This window comes from Cohaesibacter haloalkalitolerans, from assembly GCF_003574655.1.
GTDB lineage: Bacteria > Pseudomonadota > Alphaproteobacteria > Rhizobiales > Cohaesibacteraceae > Cohaesibacter > Cohaesibacter haloalkalitolerans.
This window is the reverse complement of record NZ_QNUM01000004.1, coordinates 240,533-258,845: the sequence shown is the minus strand read 5'-3', so window position 1 is coordinate 258,845 and position 18,313 is coordinate 240,533. Positions and strand designations below refer to the sequence as shown.

General features: G+C 56.5%; 17 protein-coding genes. 11 read left to right on the top strand and 6 right to left on the bottom strand.

Annotated features, from left to right (window positions below):
* Positions 1 to 215: 215 nt before the first annotated feature.
* The 6 genes from DSL70_RS11820 (at position 216) to DSL70_RS11795 (ending at position 6,464) form a co-directional block, all read left to right on the top strand.
* Complete coding sequence (locus DSL70_RS11820; protein ID WP_245418191.1) at positions 216 to 1,985, top strand: acetolactate synthase 3 large subunit; 1,770 nt, start codon at positions 216 to 218, stop codon at positions 1,983 to 1,985.
* A gap of 39 nt (positions 1,986 to 2,024) precedes the next feature.
* Positions 2,025 to 2,567, top strand: a complete 543-nt coding sequence (gene ilvN, locus DSL70_RS11815; protein ID WP_119308371.1) for an acetolactate synthase small subunit — start codon at positions 2,025 to 2,027, stop codon at positions 2,565 to 2,567.
* 110 nt (positions 2,568 to 2,677) lie between these two features.
* Positions 2,678 to 3,421: a pyridoxine 5'-phosphate synthase gene (locus DSL70_RS11810; RefSeq protein WP_119308130.1), complete on the top strand. Its 744-nt coding sequence runs from the start codon at positions 2,678 to 2,680 to the stop codon at positions 3,419 to 3,421.
* Positions 3,422 to 3,586: 165 nt separating this feature from the next.
* A complete protein-coding gene (ilvC, locus tag DSL70_RS11805) occupies positions 3,587 to 4,606 on the top strand; it encodes a ketol-acid reductoisomerase (protein ID WP_119308129.1) in 1,020 nt (339 codons plus the stop codon).
* A gap of 166 nt (positions 4,607 to 4,772) precedes the next feature.
* A complete protein-coding gene (locus DSL70_RS11800; RefSeq protein WP_119308128.1) occupies positions 4,773 to 5,699 on the top strand; it encodes a PhzF family phenazine biosynthesis protein in 927 nt (308 codons plus the stop codon).
* A 93-nt stretch (positions 5,700 to 5,792) separates the two neighbouring features.
* Entirely contained in the window at positions 5,793 to 6,464 is a 672-nt protein-coding gene (locus tag DSL70_RS11795; RefSeq protein WP_119308127.1) for a hypothetical protein, read from the top strand.
* Between the two features lie 101 nt (positions 6,465 to 6,565).
* Here the strand turns inward: DSL70_RS11795 and DSL70_RS11790 are convergent, their stop codons facing one another.
* Complete coding sequence (locus tag DSL70_RS11790; RefSeq protein ID WP_119308126.1) at positions 6,566 to 8,278, bottom strand: methyl-accepting chemotaxis protein; 1,713 nt, start codon at positions 8,276 to 8,278, stop codon at positions 6,566 to 6,568.
* Positions 8,279 to 8,917: 639 nt separating this feature from the next.
* Between DSL70_RS11790 and DSL70_RS11785 the strand changes: the two genes are divergently transcribed.
* Positions 8,918 to 10,468: a 2-isopropylmalate synthase gene (locus tag DSL70_RS11785; RefSeq protein ID WP_119308125.1), complete on the top strand. Its 1,551-nt coding sequence runs from the start codon at positions 8,918 to 8,920 to the stop codon at positions 10,466 to 10,468.
* A gap of 96 nt (positions 10,469 to 10,564) precedes the next feature.
* Positions 10,565 to 11,122, top strand: a complete 558-nt coding sequence (locus tag DSL70_RS11780) for an MOSC domain-containing protein (RefSeq protein ID WP_119308124.1) — start codon at positions 10,565 to 10,567, stop codon at positions 11,120 to 11,122.
* A gap of 42 nt (positions 11,123 to 11,164) precedes the next feature.
* On the opposite strand, the gene DSL70_RS11775 is transcribed toward DSL70_RS11780, so the two are convergent.
* The 3 genes from DSL70_RS11775 to DSL70_RS22255 are packed head-to-tail and all read right to left on the bottom strand — an operon-like array spanning position 11,165 to position 12,981.
* On the bottom strand, positions 11,165 to 11,650 hold the full coding sequence (locus DSL70_RS11775) for a GIY-YIG nuclease family protein (RefSeq protein ID WP_245418190.1): 486 nt from the start codon (positions 11,648 to 11,650) through the stop codon (positions 11,165 to 11,167).
* A 6-nt stretch (positions 11,651 to 11,656) separates the two neighbouring features.
* Positions 11,657 to 12,730, bottom strand: a complete 1,074-nt coding sequence (locus tag DSL70_RS11770) for a DMT family transporter (RefSeq protein ID WP_119308123.1) — start codon at positions 12,728 to 12,730, stop codon at positions 11,657 to 11,659.
* An 8-nt stretch (positions 12,731 to 12,738) separates the two neighbouring features.
* The gene (locus DSL70_RS22255) at positions 12,739 to 12,981 is read right to left on the bottom strand and encodes a hypothetical protein (protein WP_162916632.1); all 243 of its coding nucleotides are present in this window, start codon (positions 12,979 to 12,981) and stop codon (positions 12,739 to 12,741) included.
* A 67-nt stretch (positions 12,982 to 13,048) separates the two neighbouring features.
* Between DSL70_RS22255 and DSL70_RS11765 the strand changes: the two genes are divergently transcribed.
* The 3 genes from DSL70_RS11765 (at position 13,049) to DSL70_RS11755 (ending at position 15,922) form a co-directional block, all read left to right on the top strand.
* Positions 13,049 to 13,954 carry a DMT family transporter gene (locus DSL70_RS11765; RefSeq protein ID WP_162916630.1) on the top strand — a complete coding sequence of 302 codons (906 nt, stop codon included), beginning with the start codon at positions 13,049 to 13,051 and terminating at the stop codon, positions 13,952 to 13,954.
* Between the two features lie 154 nt (positions 13,955 to 14,108).
* A complete protein-coding gene (locus tag DSL70_RS11760; RefSeq protein ID WP_245418189.1) occupies positions 14,109 to 14,918 on the top strand; it encodes a UDP-2,3-diacylglucosamine diphosphatase in 810 nt (269 codons plus the stop codon).
* Complete coding sequence (locus DSL70_RS11755) at positions 14,915 to 15,922, top strand: glycosyltransferase family 4 protein (RefSeq protein WP_119308121.1); 1,008 nt, start codon at positions 14,915 to 14,917, stop codon at positions 15,920 to 15,922. The genes DSL70_RS11760 and DSL70_RS11755 overlap by 4 nt, the downstream gene beginning before the upstream one ends.
* A gap of 64 nt (positions 15,923 to 15,986) precedes the next feature.
* On the opposite strand, the gene DSL70_RS11750 is transcribed toward DSL70_RS11755, so the two are convergent.
* Together DSL70_RS11750 and DSL70_RS11745 are read right to left on the bottom strand one after the other, a co-directional pair.
* A complete protein-coding gene (locus DSL70_RS11750) occupies positions 15,987 to 16,553 on the bottom strand; it encodes an ABC-type transport auxiliary lipoprotein family protein (RefSeq protein WP_162916628.1) in 567 nt (188 codons plus the stop codon).
* A gap of 361 nt (positions 16,554 to 16,914) precedes the next feature.
* Positions 16,915 to 18,312, bottom strand: coding sequence for an MlaD family protein (locus tag DSL70_RS11745; protein ID WP_162916626.1), 1,398 nt, complete (start codon positions 18,310 to 18,312; stop codon positions 16,915 to 16,917).
* Position 18,313 lies beyond the last annotated feature (1 nt).

Below are 18,313 nucleotides of genomic sequence, written 5' to 3'. Positions count from 1 at the left end.
CGTTGCAAATGGTGGTGCGCGTCCGGGGCCTTTCAGAGGCCCTTTTTTATTGCCTGAATTGGAACCACGCTGGGAATATTGGCAGTCTTTGAGGGTTGACGGTCGTCAGGGCCAGTGTCGCCTGCCGGGGTGGAGTGATCCTCACCCGATCTGGTGGCGAAATCGAAAAGTGAGCTTACGTGCTGTGCGCAGGCTCGGGTTTAAGGAATGGATGAATGACACGGCAGATGACAGGTGCTGAAATGGTTATTCAAGCTCTGAAAGATCAGGGCGTGGACCATATTTTTGGCTATCCTGGGGGCGCTGTTCTCCCGATCTATGATGAAATCTTTCAGCAGGAAGATATTCGTCACATTCTCGTGCGCCACGAACAGGGCGCAGGCCATGCAGCTGAGGGGTATGCCCGTTCAACCGGAAAAGTCGGCGTGCTGCTGGTGACCTCCGGACCGGGTGCGACCAATGCCGTGACGCCGCTTGCCGATGCACTGATGGATTCCATTCCTCTCGTCTGCATTTCCGGTCAGGTTCCGACCTCCCTGATCGGCTCCGATGCCTTCCAGGAATGCGACACCTCCGGCATCACCCGTCCATGCACCAAACACAATTATCTGGTTCGCTCGGTCGAAGAGCTGCCGCGCATTCTGCATGAAGCCTTCTATGTTGCCCGCTCCGGTCGTCCTGGTCCGGTCGTTGTCGACATTCCCAAGGACGTCCAGTTTGCGACAGGCACCTATCATGGTCCGAGCAATGTCAGCCACAAGACCTATCATCCGCAGCTCAAGGGCGATCTGGATGCGGTTCGCAAGGCTGTCGACATGCTGGTCAACGCCAAGAAGCCGATCCTTTACACCGGTGGCGGCGTCATCAACTCGGGCACCGAAGCTTGCCAGATGTTGCGCGAACTGGTTGCTCTCACCGGTTTCCCGATCACCTCTACGCTGATGGGGCTTGGTGCCTATCCGGCTTCCGGCAAGGAATGGCTCGGCATGTTGGGCATGCACGGCACCTATGAAGCCAACATGGCGATGCATGAATGCGATGTCATGCTGTGCGTCGGGGCGCGTTTTGACGACCGTATCACCGGGCGTCTTGATGCCTTTTCGCCAAATTCCAAGAAGATCCATATCGATATCGACCCGTCCTCGATCAACAAGATCGTTCAGGTCGATCTGGGGATCGTCGGTGATGTCGGGCATGTTCTGGAAGACATGGTTCGCATCTGGCGGGCCGGTGGCAAGAAGAATGACAAGCAGGATCTGGCTACCTGGTGGGAGCGGATCAAGATCTGGCGAAAGCGCGATTGCCTCGCCTATCGCCCCAATGAAGATGTCATCATGCCGCAATATGCCTTGCAGCGCCTTAGCGAAAAGCTGAAGGGCAGGGACTATTACATCACCACCGAGGTCGGACAGCATCAGATGTGGGCTGCCCAGTTCCTCGGCTTTGAGGAACCGCACCGCTGGATGACCTCCGGTGGTCTGGGCACCATGGGCTATGGCTTCCCTGCCGCCATCGGTGTTCAGACAGCCCATCCCGAGAGCCTTGTTGTCGATATCTCCGGCGACGGGTCGGTGCAGATGAATATTCAGGAACTGGCCACGGCCATCCAGCACAATCTGCCGGTCAAGATCATGATCCTGAACAACGAGCATCTGGGCATGGTTCGCCAATGGCAGCAGCTGCTACATGGCAACCGCCTGTCCAACTCCTACGTCGAGGCCATGCCGGACTTTGTCAAGCTCGCGGACGCCTACGGTGCGAAGGGGATTGTCTGCGACAAGCCTGACAAGCTGGACGCTGCCATTGACGAGATGATCGCCTATGACGGCCCTGTCATTTTCGATTGCCGCGTCGCCAAGCTGGCAAACTGCTTCCCGATGATCCCATCGGGGCGGGCACACAACGACATGCTGTTCTCCGATGAAGCCGAGGACGAAACCATGATCGCAAACGCCATCGGAGACGCTGGCAAGAAACTTGTCTGATTGGCAACGCAACCGCATTTCAAGAGAAGGAACGGCAAGATGCAACAGGGATCTGCCTATTTCATTGAAGAAGTATCGACCGTACAGGAAACCCATACGCTATCTGTCCTGGTGGACAACGAACCCGGCGTTCTGGCGCGCGTCATCGGCCTTTTTTCCGGGCGCGGATACAACATTGACTCACTGACCGTGTCGGAAACCTCCCACGAGGAACACATCTCCCGCATCACGATCGTCACGACCGCAACACCGCCGGTGCTGCAGCAGATCCGCTCCCAGTTGGGGCGGCTGGTGCCGGTGCATGAAGTGGCTGATCTGTCAACATTCGATGTCGCACCGCTGGAACGGGAGCTGGCCTTGATCAAGGTGACCGGAACAGGCGATAAAAGAGTGGAAGCCCTGAGATTGGCTGATGCATTTCGTGCTACGGTGATCGATGCTACGGCCGAGCATTTTGTGTTCGAGATGACCGGTCGGCAGAACAAGATCGAGCAGTTCATCTCGATCATGCAGCCGCTTGGTCTGGTCGAGGTCTGCCGCACCGGCGTCGTTGCCTTGCGCCGTGGACCGAACAAGACCTGAGCCCCGGCAGGGGAGACAACAGATCGGCATCCGTCTCCTGAAGGATGCCCGGCGTGCTTGTCTTTGCCGGGTGGCTTTTGTCGGGTTTAAGTTGGAAGGACTGAAATTCTATGAACACACGATTGAGCGTGAATGTGAATGCCGTGGCCGTGTTGCGCAACCGGCGCGACCTGCCCTGGCCGAGTGTCACAGGCCTGTCCCGGATTGCACTGGAAGCCGGAGCAAAGGGGATCACGGTTCACCCTCGTCCCGACGAACGTCATATCCGGCGCAGGGATGTCTGGGATCTTGCCGACATGATCCGCAAGGATTTCCCCGGCAAGGAGCTTTGCCTTGAAGGGTTCCCTGACAACCGTTTTCTGACCCTGTGCGAGGAAGTGAAGCCGGACCAGACCCTGTTTGTTCCGGATGATCCGAGCCAGCAGACGTCAGATCATGGTTGGGACTTCGAGGCCAGTGACGCCTTGCTGCGGTCTTCGATCGATGTGATCAAGCGCTCCGGTATCAAGATGTCGCTGTTTGTTGATCCGGATCCGGAGCAACCGGCAAAGGCAGCAGCTTTCGGGGCAGACCGCATCGAAATCTACACCGGCCCCTATGGCGCCTGCCATTCGGACCCGGCGCTGGCGGCAACACGTCTGGCCGAGGTTTCCGCAACCGCCAAGGCGGCAAGGGAAGCCGGGCTTGATGTCAACGCCGGTCATGACCTTACGCCGGACAATCTGCCAGCCCTGATGAAGGAAGTGCCCTTTATCCGCGAAGTGTCGATCGGACACGGCTTTATCGCCGATGCCCTGATTTACGGCTTTGCGGAGAGCGTGCGCCGGTTCCAGCGCGCCATGGGTGAAATTTAAGCGGCCTTTGGCCATCCCGCTCCCTTTGGGGAGCATTCAGTTCATATTTGGGCTTGACCTTGTCCCTGTCTTCTTTTAGGTCGGGTTCAAATCTTTCGGTTTCGACCAAATATCAGCCTGTTAGGGTAATTTTGTTAGCCCGCAGCGAGAAAAAAGGAAGAAATAATGCGCGTATATTATGATCGCGATGCAGATATCAATCTGATCAAGGGCAAGAATGTTGCCATCATCGGCTATGGCTCCCAGGGCCATGCCCATGCACTCAACCTGCGTGACTCCGGCGTGAAGAATCTTGTCATCGGTTTGCGCGAAGGTTCTTCCTCTGCCAAGAAAGCCGAAGCAGCAGGTCTTACCGTGAAGTCCGTTGCCGATGCCTGCAAATGGGCTGACGTTGTGATGATGCTGACGCCGGACGAGCTGCAGGCTGACATCTATTACGACAACATGCATGCAAACCTCAAAGAAAATGCCATGTTGCTGTTCGCTCACGGCCTCAATGTGCATTTCAACCTGATCGAACCACGCGCCGACCTTGACGTTGCCATGGTTGCTCCAAAGGGCCCGGGCCATACGGTTCGCGGCGAATATGTTCGCGGCGCTGGCGTGCCGACCCTGATCGCCGTTGCTCAGGACGCAACCGGCAATGCCCATGATCTGGCCCTGTCCTATGCTTCCGCCAACGGTGGTGGCCGCGCAGGCGTTATCGAAACGACCTTCAAGGAAGAATGTGAGACCGACCTGTTCGGCGAACAGTCCGTTCTCTGCGGTGGCGTTGTCGAACTGATGCGCGCTGGCTTCGAAACGCTGGTTGAAGGTGGCTATGCCCCTGAAATGGCCTATTTCGAATGCGTACACGAAATGAAGCTGATCGTGGACCTGATCTATGAAGGCGGTATCGCCAACATGAACTACTCCATTTCCAACACGGCTGAATATGGCGAATATGTCACCGGCCCGCGTCTGATTACCAAAGAGACCAAGGCGGAAATGAAGAATGTTCTGACCGACATTCAGGATGGCACCTTCGTGCGCAACTGGATGCTGGAAAACAAGGTCAACCAGACCTCCTTCAAGGCGATCCGCGCTCGCAACGACGCCCATCAGGTGGAAGAAGTTGGCGCAAAACTGCGTGCCATGATGCCTTGGATCAAAGAAAAGGCCATGGTCAACAAAGACAAGAACTAAGCTTCTTGCGTCTTGTAAATTCTACGAAAATCCCGGTCCTGGCGATCGGGATTTTTCTTTATGCTTTGTTTAGGTTTGTCGTTGATTGATGTTGGTCTCGATACCGGGATACGCCTATACTGTCTAACTCCCTTTTCTTTGCTCAAGCACTTTGGAACAAGAACATATGTCTGAAAACGAGCACCGCTATTTCACCCTGGATGTGTTCACGAAAGAGCTGTTTGCGGGCAACCAGCTTGCCGTTGTGCTTGATTGCGACGATCTGTCGGATGAGCAGATGCAGAAGATCGCAAGGGAATTCAATTTCTCCGAGACGGTTTTCGTCTGTTCGCCCGAGAACAAGGCACATAGCGCCTCCTTGCGAATTTTCACGCCAGCCTATGAGCTGCCCTTCGCTGGGCACCCGACAGTCGGGACGGCGGTTCTGTTGGGGCTGTTGCGCTTCCCGCATCTGGAGACCGAGCAGAATTGCGTCATGCTGATGGAGGAAAAGGTCGGGCGGATTCGCGCCAAGGTCAAACTCTATTCCGGTCGTCTGGGCAAGGCTGTTTTCGAGGTGCCTCAGATTTCCAAGCCGCTGTCGTCAGTCAAGCTGGGCTCGAAGGACGAAATTGCCGCAGCGCTCGGGTTGCATATCAAGGATATCGGGTTCGAGAACCATGTGCCGACCGCCTATTCGGCAGGCGTTCCCTTTGCCATGGTGCCCATTCGCAATCTGGATGCGATGAAACGGGCGCGGCCGGTGATGCCAAGCTGGAGCACGGCGTTCGGGGCTCATGACCACAATGATGCCTTCCTCTACACCCGTGAGACAACCTGCCATGCTTCCAGTTTTCATGCCCGCATGTTTGCGCCGGGCATGGGAATTGTCGAAGACCCTGCCACAGGATCTGCTGCCGCGGCCTTTGCTGGCGTGATCTGCCAGTTCGACAAGCCGGGGCAGGGCACCCATCGCTACAGCATCGAACAGGGTTTCGAGATGGGGCGTCCCTCGATCATTGAACTGGAACTCGATGTTGCCGAGGGGCGTTTGTCGAGTGTTCGCGTCGGTGGCCGAACCGTTCTCGTTTCTGAAGGAAAATTGTATATTTAACACTGGCATTGGTTGAATTTTGGTCTTATTGTGCGCTCAACAGGCCGTCCAAAGACCTCATCTTTTCATCCAATATCGTCCCAGGCTATTCCAATGTCTTTTTCTTTCCTACACAGCATCGAGAGTAACATTGCGCTTTTTTCCGAAGCGCTCGAAGGAACAAATCTGGTGCCCGAGCAGCATTTTGTGCGGAACGATCTGCTGCAGAAGGTGACCGAGCTTGGGTATATCGATGCGGATATAGGCAATGAAATCGAACGGGCTATTCTGGAATGTGCTCGCGGGGTCGATCTGCTGCTGGTTACCTGCTCGACGCTTAGCCCCATTGCCGACCGTTTGATGGTCGAAGGGGCTCCGGTGCTGCGTACCGACCGTTTGCTTGCCGATGATGTCTTCAAGAAGGCCATGTCGAACCCGGGACGCAGTGATATCGCCATTCTCGTTACGGCTCCATCAACGATGGAAGCAACCGGTGGGCTGTTCAAGACCTGCCGTGATGTGCTGGGCGCGGAATCGATCGGTGTCGAGACCATCCTGCTGCCCAAGGTCTGGGATATCTTTCTGGCTGGTGATCTGGAAGGCTATAAGCAGGCCTGCGTCACGGCTCTTGACGAGTTTCTCGAGAATGATGACAAATTCACCCACGTTGGGGTCGGTCAGGTTTCCATCGCGCCGTCGCTTGCTCTGTGCAAGTCGCCACGGGCGCCGAAGGTTATGTCCGCCCTCAGCGCCACACGCGCCTATCTTCTGTCCCATTACAGATAAGAGCCGGTCCGTCTGCTCTCAAGGGATGCAGCTTTAAAGCAAAAAGACACGGTGCCTCGGGCACCGTGTCTTTTTTGTACGCTTCGCCTTGAGACGGCAGATCATGCCGCCTGAATGTCCTTGAGGAAGCTTTCGATGCGGCTGCGCAGCTGTGTTGCCTGCTGGGCGGATGCACGAGAGGCTTCCAACACGTTGCTGGCGGATTGGTGGGTGTCAGAAACGGAGCTGTTGACCAATGCCATGCGCTCGCTCACTTCGCTTGTGCCCCTGGAGGCCTGCTGAACATTCGCGCTGATTTCCATGGTGGCAGAGCCCTGCTGTTCCACGGCCACTGCGATCGAATTGGTGTATTCGTTCACTTCGCTCATGGTCTCGGAGATTTTGGATATTGCGGCCACCGCATCCTGCGACGAGGTCTGGATGTCTGCGATCTGGTTGGCGATTTCCTCGGTTGCCTTGGAGGTCTGAGTGGCCAACTCCTTGACTTCGGCTGCGACCACGGCAAAGCCCTTGCCCATCTCTCCGGCGCGGGCAGCCTCGATGGTGGCATTGAGGGCCAGCAGGTTGGTCTGTTCTGCGATGTCCTGAATGAGGTTCACCACTTCCCCGATCTTCTGGGCAGCCTTGTCTAGGCTTTCCACCTTGTCGTTGGTGGCGTTCGATTCCTCGGAAGCCAGCGCAACAACGCTGCGGGTCTTGCCCAGCTGTTGGGAAATTTCGCCAATCGAGGCCGACAGTTCTTCCGAGGCGGAGGCGACGGTCTGGACGTTGCTGGCCGCTTCGTTGGAAACCGAGGCCGCGCTGGTGGACTGCTCTGCGGTGGTTTCGGCGATTTCCGTCAGGCGCTGGGCCGTGCCTTCCATGGTTCGGGAGTTCTCGGCGACGGCGGACAGGATCGCCTGGATGTCCTTGTCGAAATCCGTCACGGTCTGCAGGATCTTCCGCTCACGCACCTCGCGCTCTCTGTCCGTGGCATTCTTGTGCTGTTCCAGCTCAAGGCGATGGACATTCTTCTCGTTCAACACGGCAACAGCTTCGGCCATGTCGCCAATCTCGTCTTTGCGGCTCTTGTAGGGAATTTCAACGATCTGCTCGTCGCGGGCAATTGCTGTCAGCAGTGCTGTCATGACGGGCAGCGGCTTCATCATACGGGTCCCAGCAAAGAAGGCGAAGGCCGCGATTAGAACGCCAACGACGAGGGCGGAAATCAGAAGGCTGCGTGTCACCTCACCAAGGATCGACTGAACGCGTTCTTTCTGGATGCCTACATAGAGGATGCCGTTGACCTGATTGCTGGCAGAGAAAATCGGCTGATAAAGGGTGTAGTAGGGGACGCCCAGAATGACGGCTTCTCCTACAAAGGTCTTGCCTGCGGTTACAACCGGATAGACGGCTCCGGTCTTGCCGAGGGGGGTGCCCACGGCGCGCGAGCCATCTGGTTTCTTGATGTTGGTGGTCTTGCGCCAGAAATCCTTGCTTTCATTGTCCCAGGCAAATACGGTTGCCGTTTCGCCAGTGATGTCGCCAACACGGTCAATCATGTTGTGATCGGTAAAGGCCGGAATTTCCGTCATGACAAGCCGGGATATATCCCCCGAAGTGCTTCTGGTTACCGAGACGCCTGCGATGCCGGTCTCGAAGATTTGGGTGGCTACGCGGATGCTGATCGACTGCTGGTGCAGGACATCGCTCTTGATCTTGTTGCTGATTGTGAACCACGTCGCCGTGGCGAGCGAGACCATGCATATAAGCACGGAGCCGATGATCAGAAATGTCACTTTCTGAGTCAGCTTCAGTTTCGAAAGCAGGTTCATTTTTATAACCTTTCGAATTTACTTTTCTTTACAACAATTCTCAATGAGTAATCGTTGGCGGGGGACGTTTTTTATAACTTTCTTGTAAGAGGAAAGACTTAATAAATATTTATTTGTCTGCATATATGTATATTCAATAGATGGTTTTTATTGTATTTTTATATAGATGAGTTTTTCGATATTTAATTTTAGGTTATTTAACTATGGATGTGCATTCTTAAGTTGTGGTTTTATTGGTTGAAGACTGTTGTCTTTTCAACTCTTCTGGTTGTGCCCTTGGTGGAAGTTTGTAAAAAATAGCTCTTGTTTCAGGGCGGGCAATCGGTTAGACATTCTTGGGTAAGCAATCTGCGCCAAGATCGCGCGGGTGTTGAAATAGAGTGAGAGAGATTTCCATGACCGCTCCTGAGAGCAAAATTGGTCTGATCGAGTTGGTTGAGCTGCAGGCTCCCAATGCTCTCGCTCGTCTAGATTCCGAACTACTCCTCCTTATGTGCCCCTGAACATCGACAGGCGCTGAGCTCGTTCGGCGGCGGATCTTCAGGGGATGACATCACAAGCAGCAGGAAAAATTCCAGCCGCGTGACCAGCCATGCATGACATAGACTTTGCTGGCGCGGCAAAAGCAGGAAGAGTTCAATGAACAACAATATCGTAATCTTCGACACGACCTTGCGCGATGGTGAACAGTCTCCGGGGGCGTCCATGACCCTGGAAGAGAAATTGCAGGTCGCTCATTTGCTGGACGAATTGGGGGTCGACGTGATCGAAGCCGGCTTCCCGATCGCCTCCAACGGCGACTTCGAGGCCGTAAGTGAGATTGCCAAGGTCGTCAAGAAGGCCACTGTTTGTGGATTGGCCCGTGCTGGCGCCAAGGATATCGACCGGGCAGGCGAAGCCGTCAAGCACGCTGAAAAGAGCCGTATTCACACCTTCATTTCCACCAGCCCCGTGCATATGAAATACAAGCTGCAGATGGAGCCGGATCGGGTATACGAGAAGGTAATCGAGTCCGTTACCCGCGCACGCAACTGGACCAATGATGTGGAATGGTCGGCAGAAGACGGCACCCGTACCGAATTCGACTTCCTGTGCAAGTGCGTGGAGGCAGCCATCAATGCCGGTGCGACAACCATCAATATCCCCGACACAGTCGGCTATACGGCCCCAGACGAAATCACGGCGCTGTTCTCCCGCGTGATCGAGAATGTGCCAAACTCCGACAAGGCGATCTTCTCGGCCCATTGCCACAACGATCTGGGCATGGCGGTTGCCAACTCGCTGGCTGCGGCCAAGGGTGGCGCGCGGCAGATCGAATGCACCATCAATGGCTTGGGTGAGCGCGCCGGTAACGCTGCGCTGGAAGAGATCGTCATGGCGATCCGCACCCGCAATGATATTTTCCCCTACACAACCGGCGTCAACAGCAAGCTGCTGACCCGCGCATCCAAGCTGGTGTCTGCCGTATCGGCCTTCCCAGTGCAGTATAACAAGGCCATTGTCGGCAAGAACGCCTTTGCCCATGAGTCCGGTATCCATCAGGATGGCATGTTGAAGAATGCCGAAACCTACGAAATCATGAAGCCGGAAGACGTGGGCGTTGGCGGTACCGACCTGGTGATGGGCAAGCACTCCGGTCGTCACGCCTTCAAGCAGAAGCTGGACGAGTTGGGCTATCATTTGGGCGAAAACGCCTTCCAGGATGCCTTCAACCGTTTCAAGGATCTGGCTGACAAGAAGAAAAACATCTTCGATGAAGACATCGAGGCATTGGTTGATGACGAAGTCGGTGCAGCATCCGACAAGATCAAGGTCATTGCCATGACCGTGATCGCTGGTACCAGCGGTGTTCAGAAAGCCATCGTGACGCTGGACATGGACGGCACCCACGTGACCAAGGAAGCAACCGGCGACGGCCCGGTCGATGCGATCTTCAACGCCATCAAGCAGATGATCCCGCACAAGGCACGCCTGATGCTGTATCAGGTGAGCGCGGTGACCGCCGGTACCGATGCTCAGGCCGAGGTGTCCTGCCGACTGCGCGAGGGCGACCACACGGTCACGGGTCGGTCGGCCGATACCGACACCATGGTGTCGTCTGCCAAGGCCTATGTCTCGGCTCTCAACAAGCTGATGGTGCGGCGCGAGAAAGAAATCCACAACGCCCAGAGAAGCAATGTGGCAGATTGATCCGTCGTCAAATTGACGTCATAACGGGAGGGTAGACACTGTCTGCCCTCCCTTTTTAGTGTCAGTTCGCTGGCCCCCTCACTTTGGAGACCTGCTGTGCAAGATGAAATCCTTGAAGGTGTCGTGCGTGCTGTCAGTCTTGATGACCGGCATGCCTTTTCCAAAAAGCTGAAAGATTCCATTCGATTGCTCGAAGGCCTTGGTGTCGAGGGCGATGCCCATATGGGCGAAAAGGTACAACATCGGTCGCGGGTGCGTGCCAACCCGGATCAGCCCAATCTGCGGCAGGTGCATCTCATGCATCAGGAGCTGTTCGAGGAAATGGCCCTCAAGGGGTTCACGATCCAGCCTGCCGACATGGGCGAGAATATCACCACCAGCGGTATCGACCTGCTGTCCTTGCCGACAGGCACGGTTTTGCAGATCGGTGCGGAGGCAGAGGTCGAGATCACGGGGCTGCGCAACCCCTGCAATCAGATCGAGGCATGGCAGCCGGGCCTGCTCAAGGAGCTTGTCTTCAAGGGGGAAGACGGTGCGCTGGTGCGCAAGGCCGGTATCATGGGGATCGTTCTGAAGGGCGGCACCGTGAAGCCGGGCGATGGCATCCGGGTGATGCTGCCCGCCAAGCCATGGCGCAAGATGGACCGGGTTTAGCCCTGGCAAGATGCGATTCCGGGCGCTCGTGGGCTGTGCGGATCAGCGCATGTCGGCGGGATTTGCGAAAAGATGGGACGCGCAGTGGGGGCAGTCCGAGCTGCCAAAGCCGGGCAGGGGGACGCTGAAGCCCTCGTTCTGCTTCATCTTTGTGGCCAGTTCACATTCGGTGCCTTCAAGCCATGCCCAGACATGAAGCGAACTGGCTCGCGTCGTCAACTGATCCACATGCCAGCGGATGGACTTCTCTTTTGCCAGATGACGGGCAAGGCGTGCTCGCAGCCCACCCGGGCCATGGGCGCTGCCTGCGTAGCAATAGAGGCCGGGCGGCAGGATGGTTTCCGTCGGACGCATGATCTTGGTGCGGCGTGGCAGGGCCATCGCCAGCAGATAGACGCCGCCAGCATTGGGGCATTTGCCAAGGGAGCGGCTGTTGCCGGAAAAGACCGGAGCCGGCAACTGGCCGAGAACTGCCGCCAGAGGTTTGTTGGCCAATATGTGGCTTTGCTGGATGGGGCTTTTTTGCATGGGGCTCTAGTGACCGGGTGGTTGCAGCTTGCGTTCCTTGCCCAGTTGGGCCTCGCGATGCATGATGTAGAAGGTGGAGGCGAAGATGATCGCCGCCCCGATCCAGGTGTAGGAATCGGGCCATTCATTGAACATGTACCAGCCCAGCGCGGCGGACATCACCAGCCGCAGATAGTCGAATGGCGCCAGCGCCGTCGCCTCGGCCCGCTTGAAGGAATGCAGCATCAGCCACTGGGCAAAGCTGGCACAAACGCCGATCAGGGCCATCAGGCCGAACTGCGAAAGGGTCATCGGCTTCCAGTGGATCCATGCCAGTGGAACAAGCGCCAGCCCGATGACGATGGCCTGATAGGTGACGATGATCGTTGGCCGGTCAAAGCGCAAATGGATGCGCACGATGGTCTGGTTGCCTGCAACAAGGGCCGCTCCGGCAAGGGCCAGCAACAGATTCTGATCGAGCCCGGCAAGGCCTCCCGCCAGCAGCTCGGCCGGGCGGGCAATGACCAGAACACCAATGAAGCCGACCACCAGCGCGGCGATACGGCGCAAGCCGACAGCTTCCTTGAGGATCAACACGGCAAAGATGGTCAGGAAGAAGGTGCGGGTAAAGCTCATCGTGGTTGCGGTTGCCATCGGCAGTTCGATGATCGCCGTAAAGCCTGCCAGAATGCTCAGGTAGGTGAAGATGGCGCGCAGGACGAACAGGTCCATGCGATGGATCTTGAGATCGCCATGAGCAGATTTGAGCATCGGCGGCAGCAGGAACAGGATCATCCACGCCTGCCGCATGACAATGATCTGACTGACATGCAGGCTCTGTCCCAGTTCCTTGACGATACCGGCCTGAAGGGTAAAGCCGATCATTGCGATGAACATCACGAAAACTGCTTGCAGAAAGCTGGGCATGGCATCAAACGCCACGCTGGCCTTGCGAACCGTTGTCCTTGGTGCTGACTTGAGCGATGTCCTCAGAGAGGGTCTGGGCAATGTCATCGGAATGAACGCTTTGCGATAGTAGGAGATTGCGCGTTCGAAGCGGCAATCATTGGCATCGAACAAGGTGCGCTCGGGAAAGAACATGTTGTGTATCACAACATTTCAATTCTGTAAATCAGCACACAAGTTTCGTTCAGTTTCGCTGATGAATGAAAGTTTGCAAAAATCCGGGCTTTTTGCGGGTGTGACAGGCACAAACGGCTTGCGAGCGAAGGGGCACCGTCCAGCAGAGTGTCAGAAACAACTTGATCTTTTCTGTAAAGCGTGCGGAAAATGACCTTCTTACCCAGCGCATGCAATTGCCATCGCCCCTCCTTGCACACGTGTTCCCGCATCTCTGCCTCTACCGGCTGGCCGCCGGAAGACCGAGGCAAGCAGACGGAAAACCGGAAAGACCCCGCAATGAACGCTCTTTACGGCATCGGATTGAAAATTGCCTCCACGGTGATGTTCGCGATCATGCTCGCCTTGATCAAATACACCGCAGAGACGATGCCGATTGGCGAGGTCGTGTTTTTCCGCTGCCTGTTCGCCATTCCGCCGCTTTTTCTGGTGACGGCCCTGCAAGGCGACTGGCGTGACTGCATTCGTACCAACAATCCGTGGTCTCATGTGCGGCGGTCCGTTGTCGGGGCGACGTCGATGTTCTGCTGGTTCACATCCATCACACTGCTGCCCCTGCCGGAGGCAACCGCCATCTCCTTCATCAACCCGATGATGATCGTTGCGCTGGCGGCGATCTTTCTCAAGGAAACCGTCAGGGCCTATCGATGGACGGCGGTTGCGGTCAGCTTTGTTGGCGTGCTGATCATCCTGTCGCCGAGGTTGGCTGCATCCTCCGGCGACGTCGGCCTGCTCGGTGCCGTGCTATGCCTTGCGTCGACCTTTCTGGGTGGGCTTGCCGGCATTCTCATCAGGATGATGACAAAAACCGAGAAGAGCTCGGCTATTGTCTTCTATTTCTTCGTGACAGCGACCCTGTTTTCATCGGTCAGCGCCTATTGGGGCTGGGTCATGCCGGATGCCCGGACCTTCGGGCTGATGGTGCTGGCCGGGGTGTTCGGCGGATTGGGGCAGATCCTGATGACCAAGTCCTACAGTATGGCAGAGGCCTCGCTGATTGCGCCGTTCGACTATGTCAACGTGGTCTGGAACGTGATCATCGGCATTGTGCTGTTCAGCGAATATCCGAGTCATGCGGTGCTGGCCGGTGGCTCCATTGTCGTTCTGGCTGGTCTTTTCGTTGTCTACCGCGAGCGCCAACTGGGCGTATCCCGCAAGGTTGAGCGGCAGGTCAAATCCGTCTGAGGGGCGATATTCCGCAAAAATCCGTCTGTTTTTGCTGAAGGGTAGGGGAAAGCTCCTGCCTTTCGACTGCGCCTGCCCTGATTGTCACAAAAGTGAGACAGCCCGTTCTTAAAAGGGGCGGACACTTTGAGAGAACCTGAATCAGAGCAGACACATGAATCAGTTCAGCGATGAAGGGCTTTACAAGCATCGGACGATGTTCATCTCCGATGTTCATCTGGGAAGCCGTGGCTGTCAGGCAGAGATGCTGCTTGATTTTCTGAAATACCACGATGCCGACGTGATCTATCTTGTTGGCGATATTGTCGATGGCTGGCGGTTGCAAAGCCGGTGGCACTGGCCGCAGCTGCATAATGATGTTGTCCAGAAGCTTTTGAGGAAAGCGCGCAAGGGCGCGCGCATCATCTATGTTCCCGGCAATCACGATGAGTTTCTGCGCAATTATTACGGCGCGCATTTTGGCGGTGTCGAAGTCAGGGAACATGACATCCACGAAACCGCCGATGGTCGCCGCCTGTTGGTCATCCACGGCGATCAGTATGACATGGTCGTGCGCCACGCCAAGTGGCTCGCCCATCTGGGCGACTGGGCCTACAGCTTTGCGCTCGGGGTGAATACGGTGCTCAACGCCCTGCGCCGCAAGCTTGGGTTCAGCTATTGGTCGCTGTCGGCCTGGGCCAAGATGCGGGTCAAGAATGCGGTCAATTTCATCGGCACCTTCGAGGAAACCCTGTCGCAGGAAGCGCGCAAGTTCAACGTTGACGGAGTGATCTGCGGCCACATTCACCATGCCGAGATGCATGAGAAATTCGGCATCTCCTATTTCAATACCGGTGACTGGGTGGAGAGCTGCACGGCAATCGTGGAGCATCAGGACGGCCGCTTCGAGTTGATCCACTGGAGCGAAGAAGCCAAGGCAGTGCCGCAATTCCAAAATCCAACTTCGACCAAGGCGATTGCATGAGTGGGCTTATGATTGTTACGGATGCCTGGCATCCACAAGTGAATGGTGTTGTCCGCTCTCTAGACCGGCTGGGTCAGGAACTGAGAAACAAGGGTCTTGAGGTGCATTATCTGACGCCTCTCGATTTCAAGACGATCCCCTGTCCGACCTATCCCGAAATCCGCCTGTCGTTGACTATGGGGCGCGGGGTTGCAAAGAAGATCCGGGAAATCGATCCCGAATATGTCCATATCTCGACCGAGGGGCCGCTGGGCTTCTGGGCGCGGCGTTATTGCCGCCAGCGCGACATGGCCTTCACCACGTCCTATCACACGCGGTTTCCGGAATATCTGGCGGCGCGTTTCCCGGTTCCGTTGTCGCTTTCCTATGCCGGTCTGCGCTGGTTTCACAATCCGGGCAGCTGCTGCATGGTTGCGACCCCCAGCCTCAAACGGGATCTGCAGGACCGCGGCTTCCTCAACCTGCGCTACTGGGGGCGGGGGGTTGATCTGGCCCTGTTCCATCCACGCGAAAAGAAGGTGCTCGACTATCCGGGGCCGCTGCTGCTCTATGTGGGGCGCGTGGCGGTCGAGAAGAATATCGAAGCCTTCCTGAAGCTTGATGTTGCGGGCACCAAGATTGTGGTCGGGGACGGCCCTCAGAAAGCAGAGCTGGAAGCGCGCTATCCGGATGCGGTGTTCCTGGGCCTCAAGGAGGGCGAAGCGCTGGCGGAAGTCTATGCGTCCTGTGATGCTTTCGTTTTTCCTTCCAGAACCGACACTTTTGGCATCGTTCTGCTTGAAGCGCTGGCTTCAGGGGTGCCGGTTGCGGCCTATCCCGTCATGGGACCGCTGGATGTCATTGGCGACAGTGGGGCCGGGGTTTTGAGAGATGATCTGGCTGAAGCGGTGACAGAGGCTCTGAAGATCGATCCGCAGCTATGTCTGGACTACGCCGCGCAATATAGCTGGGAAGCCAGCGCCGCGCAATTCCTGACCAACATCGCCAAGCTCACGCATGACTGAGTGCATAGGGCATCATAGGGGCACGGAAGCGGTGCCCTGATGTCTTATGGAGATGTCTGATGCCTCACGTTGTGCTCAGCACCCAGACCAGAATATCCTTGAGCACGACGCCAAGAGCGCGATCCATGGCGGCGACCCCCTTGGCAGGCGTTGCCGCGCCTGCCGGGGCGGATGCCTCGAACTGGCGCGAAGCAATTACGCGGCCGGAGCGGTCATTGATGATCTTGACCGACAGGGCCACACGGGCCGTTGGCTGGCCTTGGTCATCGAGCTCGAAGGTGCGGATGGCGGTGGAAAGCTTGTAGTCGACGACAACGCCGTCACCCGGCTTGACCACAGACCGGACCCGACCCGAATTCTCGAAGGTCCGGATCAGCTTGTCCTGCAAAACGTTGGGCAGGCTGTCGCTCCACTGGGCGTCGCCGAAATAGGTGATCTCCGAGGCACTGGGCCGCACCACGATCATTTCGCTGTCGAGAGATTTGAGAGCGGTCGGCACCGAGACCAGCAACTGGGCTTTGCTACGGCCAGAAAGATTGTCAAAGCTCGTCGGAGCACTCAGGTCATAGGTTGCCAGCTCCTTGCCGCCGCCAACGACAGAGCAGGATGCAAGCCCCAGAGCAAAACTCACGCTTAACGCTATGCGGACAATCTTGGACGCAGAAAACAAGGAACGTACCTCGGCAATAGACTTAACCAACCCGGGCCTACCTTAACCCAGAAATATGAACTTCCAACCGCTTTTTCCCAAGAATGACTGTTTTTCTTTCATCATTTGGGGTTTAGGCGCAAAACCGGCGAAGCTGTTTCTGTGCATTTTAGCTCCATCTACACCGCCTTGTCTGCGATGGCTGGTATCTTGTCATTTTCACCAAGGGCAGAGAGAGTTCCCCCAACGTCCAGATTCGTCCCGGCATGGTGATTCCCAAGGCTTGATCCGGCCGACAGGCTGCTCCTGCACGCTGTCTGGTCGCGCTGCCCAATAGTGCTGACTAATAGCGCTGATTGTAAGTTTTCACCTTGTTGCCACCAAAGAGGACGCTGGACGGGTCCTTGTCGATCTTGTCGACAGCGCTTTCCACGCTCTTCAGCGTCTGTCTAGCTTCGGATACCATGGCTTCGACATCGCGCAGGCCACGGCCCGAGAAGCGGGCGATGCCGTCCGATATTTCGTCCGCCCGGCTGTTGAACTTGTCCGCCACGCTGCGGATGGAGCGTGCTGCTAGGGTCACTTCCTCGATGACGCCTTTTCCGCCCTCTTCATCCGAGAGGATGCCATCGACCTTGCCTAGAATGCCGTCGATCCGCTCGGATGCCTTGTTGAGGCGTGCGGCAAGTTCCTTGGCATCGGTCACGATCATGTTGAAGTCATCGGTGCGCGAGGCCAGCGACTGGGAGAAGGTGCTGATATCGCCGGAAGCCTGTTTGGCATTGGCGAGAATTGCGTCGATGTCGTCAGAGGAGCGCTCCAGCGAGTCGGCAAAGCCCTTGAGCGAGGAAACAGCCGCCGAGACCACTTCCGGATCAACGCTGGCGACCAGCTCGTTCACCTTGCCGAGGGACGCGTTGAGATTGGAGGAGAAGTCGTTGATGCCTTTTGAAGCCTCGGACACATTGGTCACGATCTCGTCGAAGCGATCCGAAGTATTGACAAGCTTGTCGCTGAATTTTTCGACATTGGTGACGCTGGTCTTGATGCTCTCAGGATCGACTGCCGCCAGCAGGGTGTCGGCCCGGTCGCTGAGGCCTTCAAGGCGTTCGGACAGCGAGGTCAACCCCTTGGCGGCGCTGGACGCATCCGCAAGGAAGGTCTCGATATTGTCGGAATTGTTGTTGAGCGCCGTCGTGAAGCTCTCGATATTCTTGATCGAGCTGTTGATGCCTTCCTGATTGGTGTCGACCACATCCTCGATCTTGGAGAGCACCTTGTCGGCACGGGACATGAGCTGGCGGGCGCCGTTCATCAGATCCTCGAAGGAGGAACTGCGAGCGATCATCTCGGGCACGCCACCCTGATCAAACAGATCTGGCAGATCGGGGTTGCCGCCCTTGATTTCGATCGTGCCAACGCCTGTCAGGCCTTGAAAGGAAAGGCTGACGTCGCTGTCCTTCTTGAGCGGGATGTCAGCATCGACCATCAGGTCGGCCTTCACATAGCGTGGGTTATTCGGGTCATATTCGAGCTTTTGGACCTCGCCGACCTTGATGCCGTTGAACATCACTGCGCCGCCGCGGTTGAGACCTGCGACGGAGCCTTCAAACCGGACGACAAGCTGGGTCATCGGTCTGGCTTCGTCATATTTACCGATCCAGTAGATGAAGCCGAACCCGAGGGCCACCAAAATCAGCGTGAACAGGCCTATGGCTACATAATTGGCTTTGGTTTCCATT

What these genes read in the sequence shown, in the direction of transcription:
- DSL70_RS11745 (WP_162916626.1), bottom strand. Translation starts at nt 18,312, where the DNA reads ATGGAAACCAAAGCCAATTATGTAGCCATAGGCCTGTTCACGCTGATT.
- ilvN (WP_119308371.1), top strand. Translation starts at nt 2,025, where the DNA reads ATGCAACAGGGATCTGCCTATTTCATTGAAGAAGTATCGACCGTACAG.
- DSL70_RS11820 (WP_245418191.1), top strand. Translation starts at nt 216, where the DNA reads ATGACACGGCAGATGACAGGTGCTGAAATGGTTATTCAAGCTCTGAAA.
- ilvC (WP_119308129.1), top strand. Translation starts at nt 3,587, where the DNA reads ATGCGCGTATATTATGATCGCGATGCAGATATCAATCTGATCAAGGGC.
- DSL70_RS11800 (WP_119308128.1), top strand. Translation starts at nt 4,773, where the DNA reads ATGTCTGAAAACGAGCACCGCTATTTCACCCTGGATGTGTTCACGAAA.
- DSL70_RS11775 (WP_245418190.1), bottom strand. Translation starts at nt 11,650, where the DNA reads ATGCAAAAAAGCCCCATCCAGCAAAGCCACATATTGGCCAACAAACCT.
- DSL70_RS11765 (WP_162916630.1), top strand. Translation starts at nt 13,049, where the DNA reads ATGAACGCTCTTTACGGCATCGGATTGAAAATTGCCTCCACGGTGATG.
- DSL70_RS11810 (WP_119308130.1), top strand. Translation starts at nt 2,678, where the DNA reads ATGAACACACGATTGAGCGTGAATGTGAATGCCGTGGCCGTGTTGCGC.
- DSL70_RS11795 (WP_119308127.1), top strand. Translation starts at nt 5,793, where the DNA reads ATGTCTTTTTCTTTCCTACACAGCATCGAGAGTAACATTGCGCTTTTT.
- DSL70_RS11770 (WP_119308123.1), bottom strand. Translation starts at nt 12,730, where the DNA reads ATGTTCTTTCCCGAGCGCACCTTGTTCGATGCCAATGATTGCCGCTTC.
- DSL70_RS11760 (WP_245418189.1), top strand. Translation starts at nt 14,109, where the DNA reads ATGAATCAGTTCAGCGATGAAGGGCTTTACAAGCATCGGACGATGTTC.
- DSL70_RS22255 (WP_162916632.1), bottom strand. Translation starts at nt 12,981, where the DNA reads ATGCGGGAACACGTGTGCAAGGAGGGGCGATGGCAATTGCATGCGCTG.
- DSL70_RS11755 (WP_119308121.1), top strand. Translation starts at nt 14,915, where the DNA reads ATGAGTGGGCTTATGATTGTTACGGATGCCTGGCATCCACAAGTGAAT.
- DSL70_RS11790 (WP_119308126.1), bottom strand. Translation starts at nt 8,278, where the DNA reads ATGAACCTGCTTTCGAAACTGAAGCTGACTCAGAAAGTGACATTTCTG.
- DSL70_RS11785 (WP_119308125.1), top strand. Translation starts at nt 8,918, where the DNA reads ATGAACAACAATATCGTAATCTTCGACACGACCTTGCGCGATGGTGAA.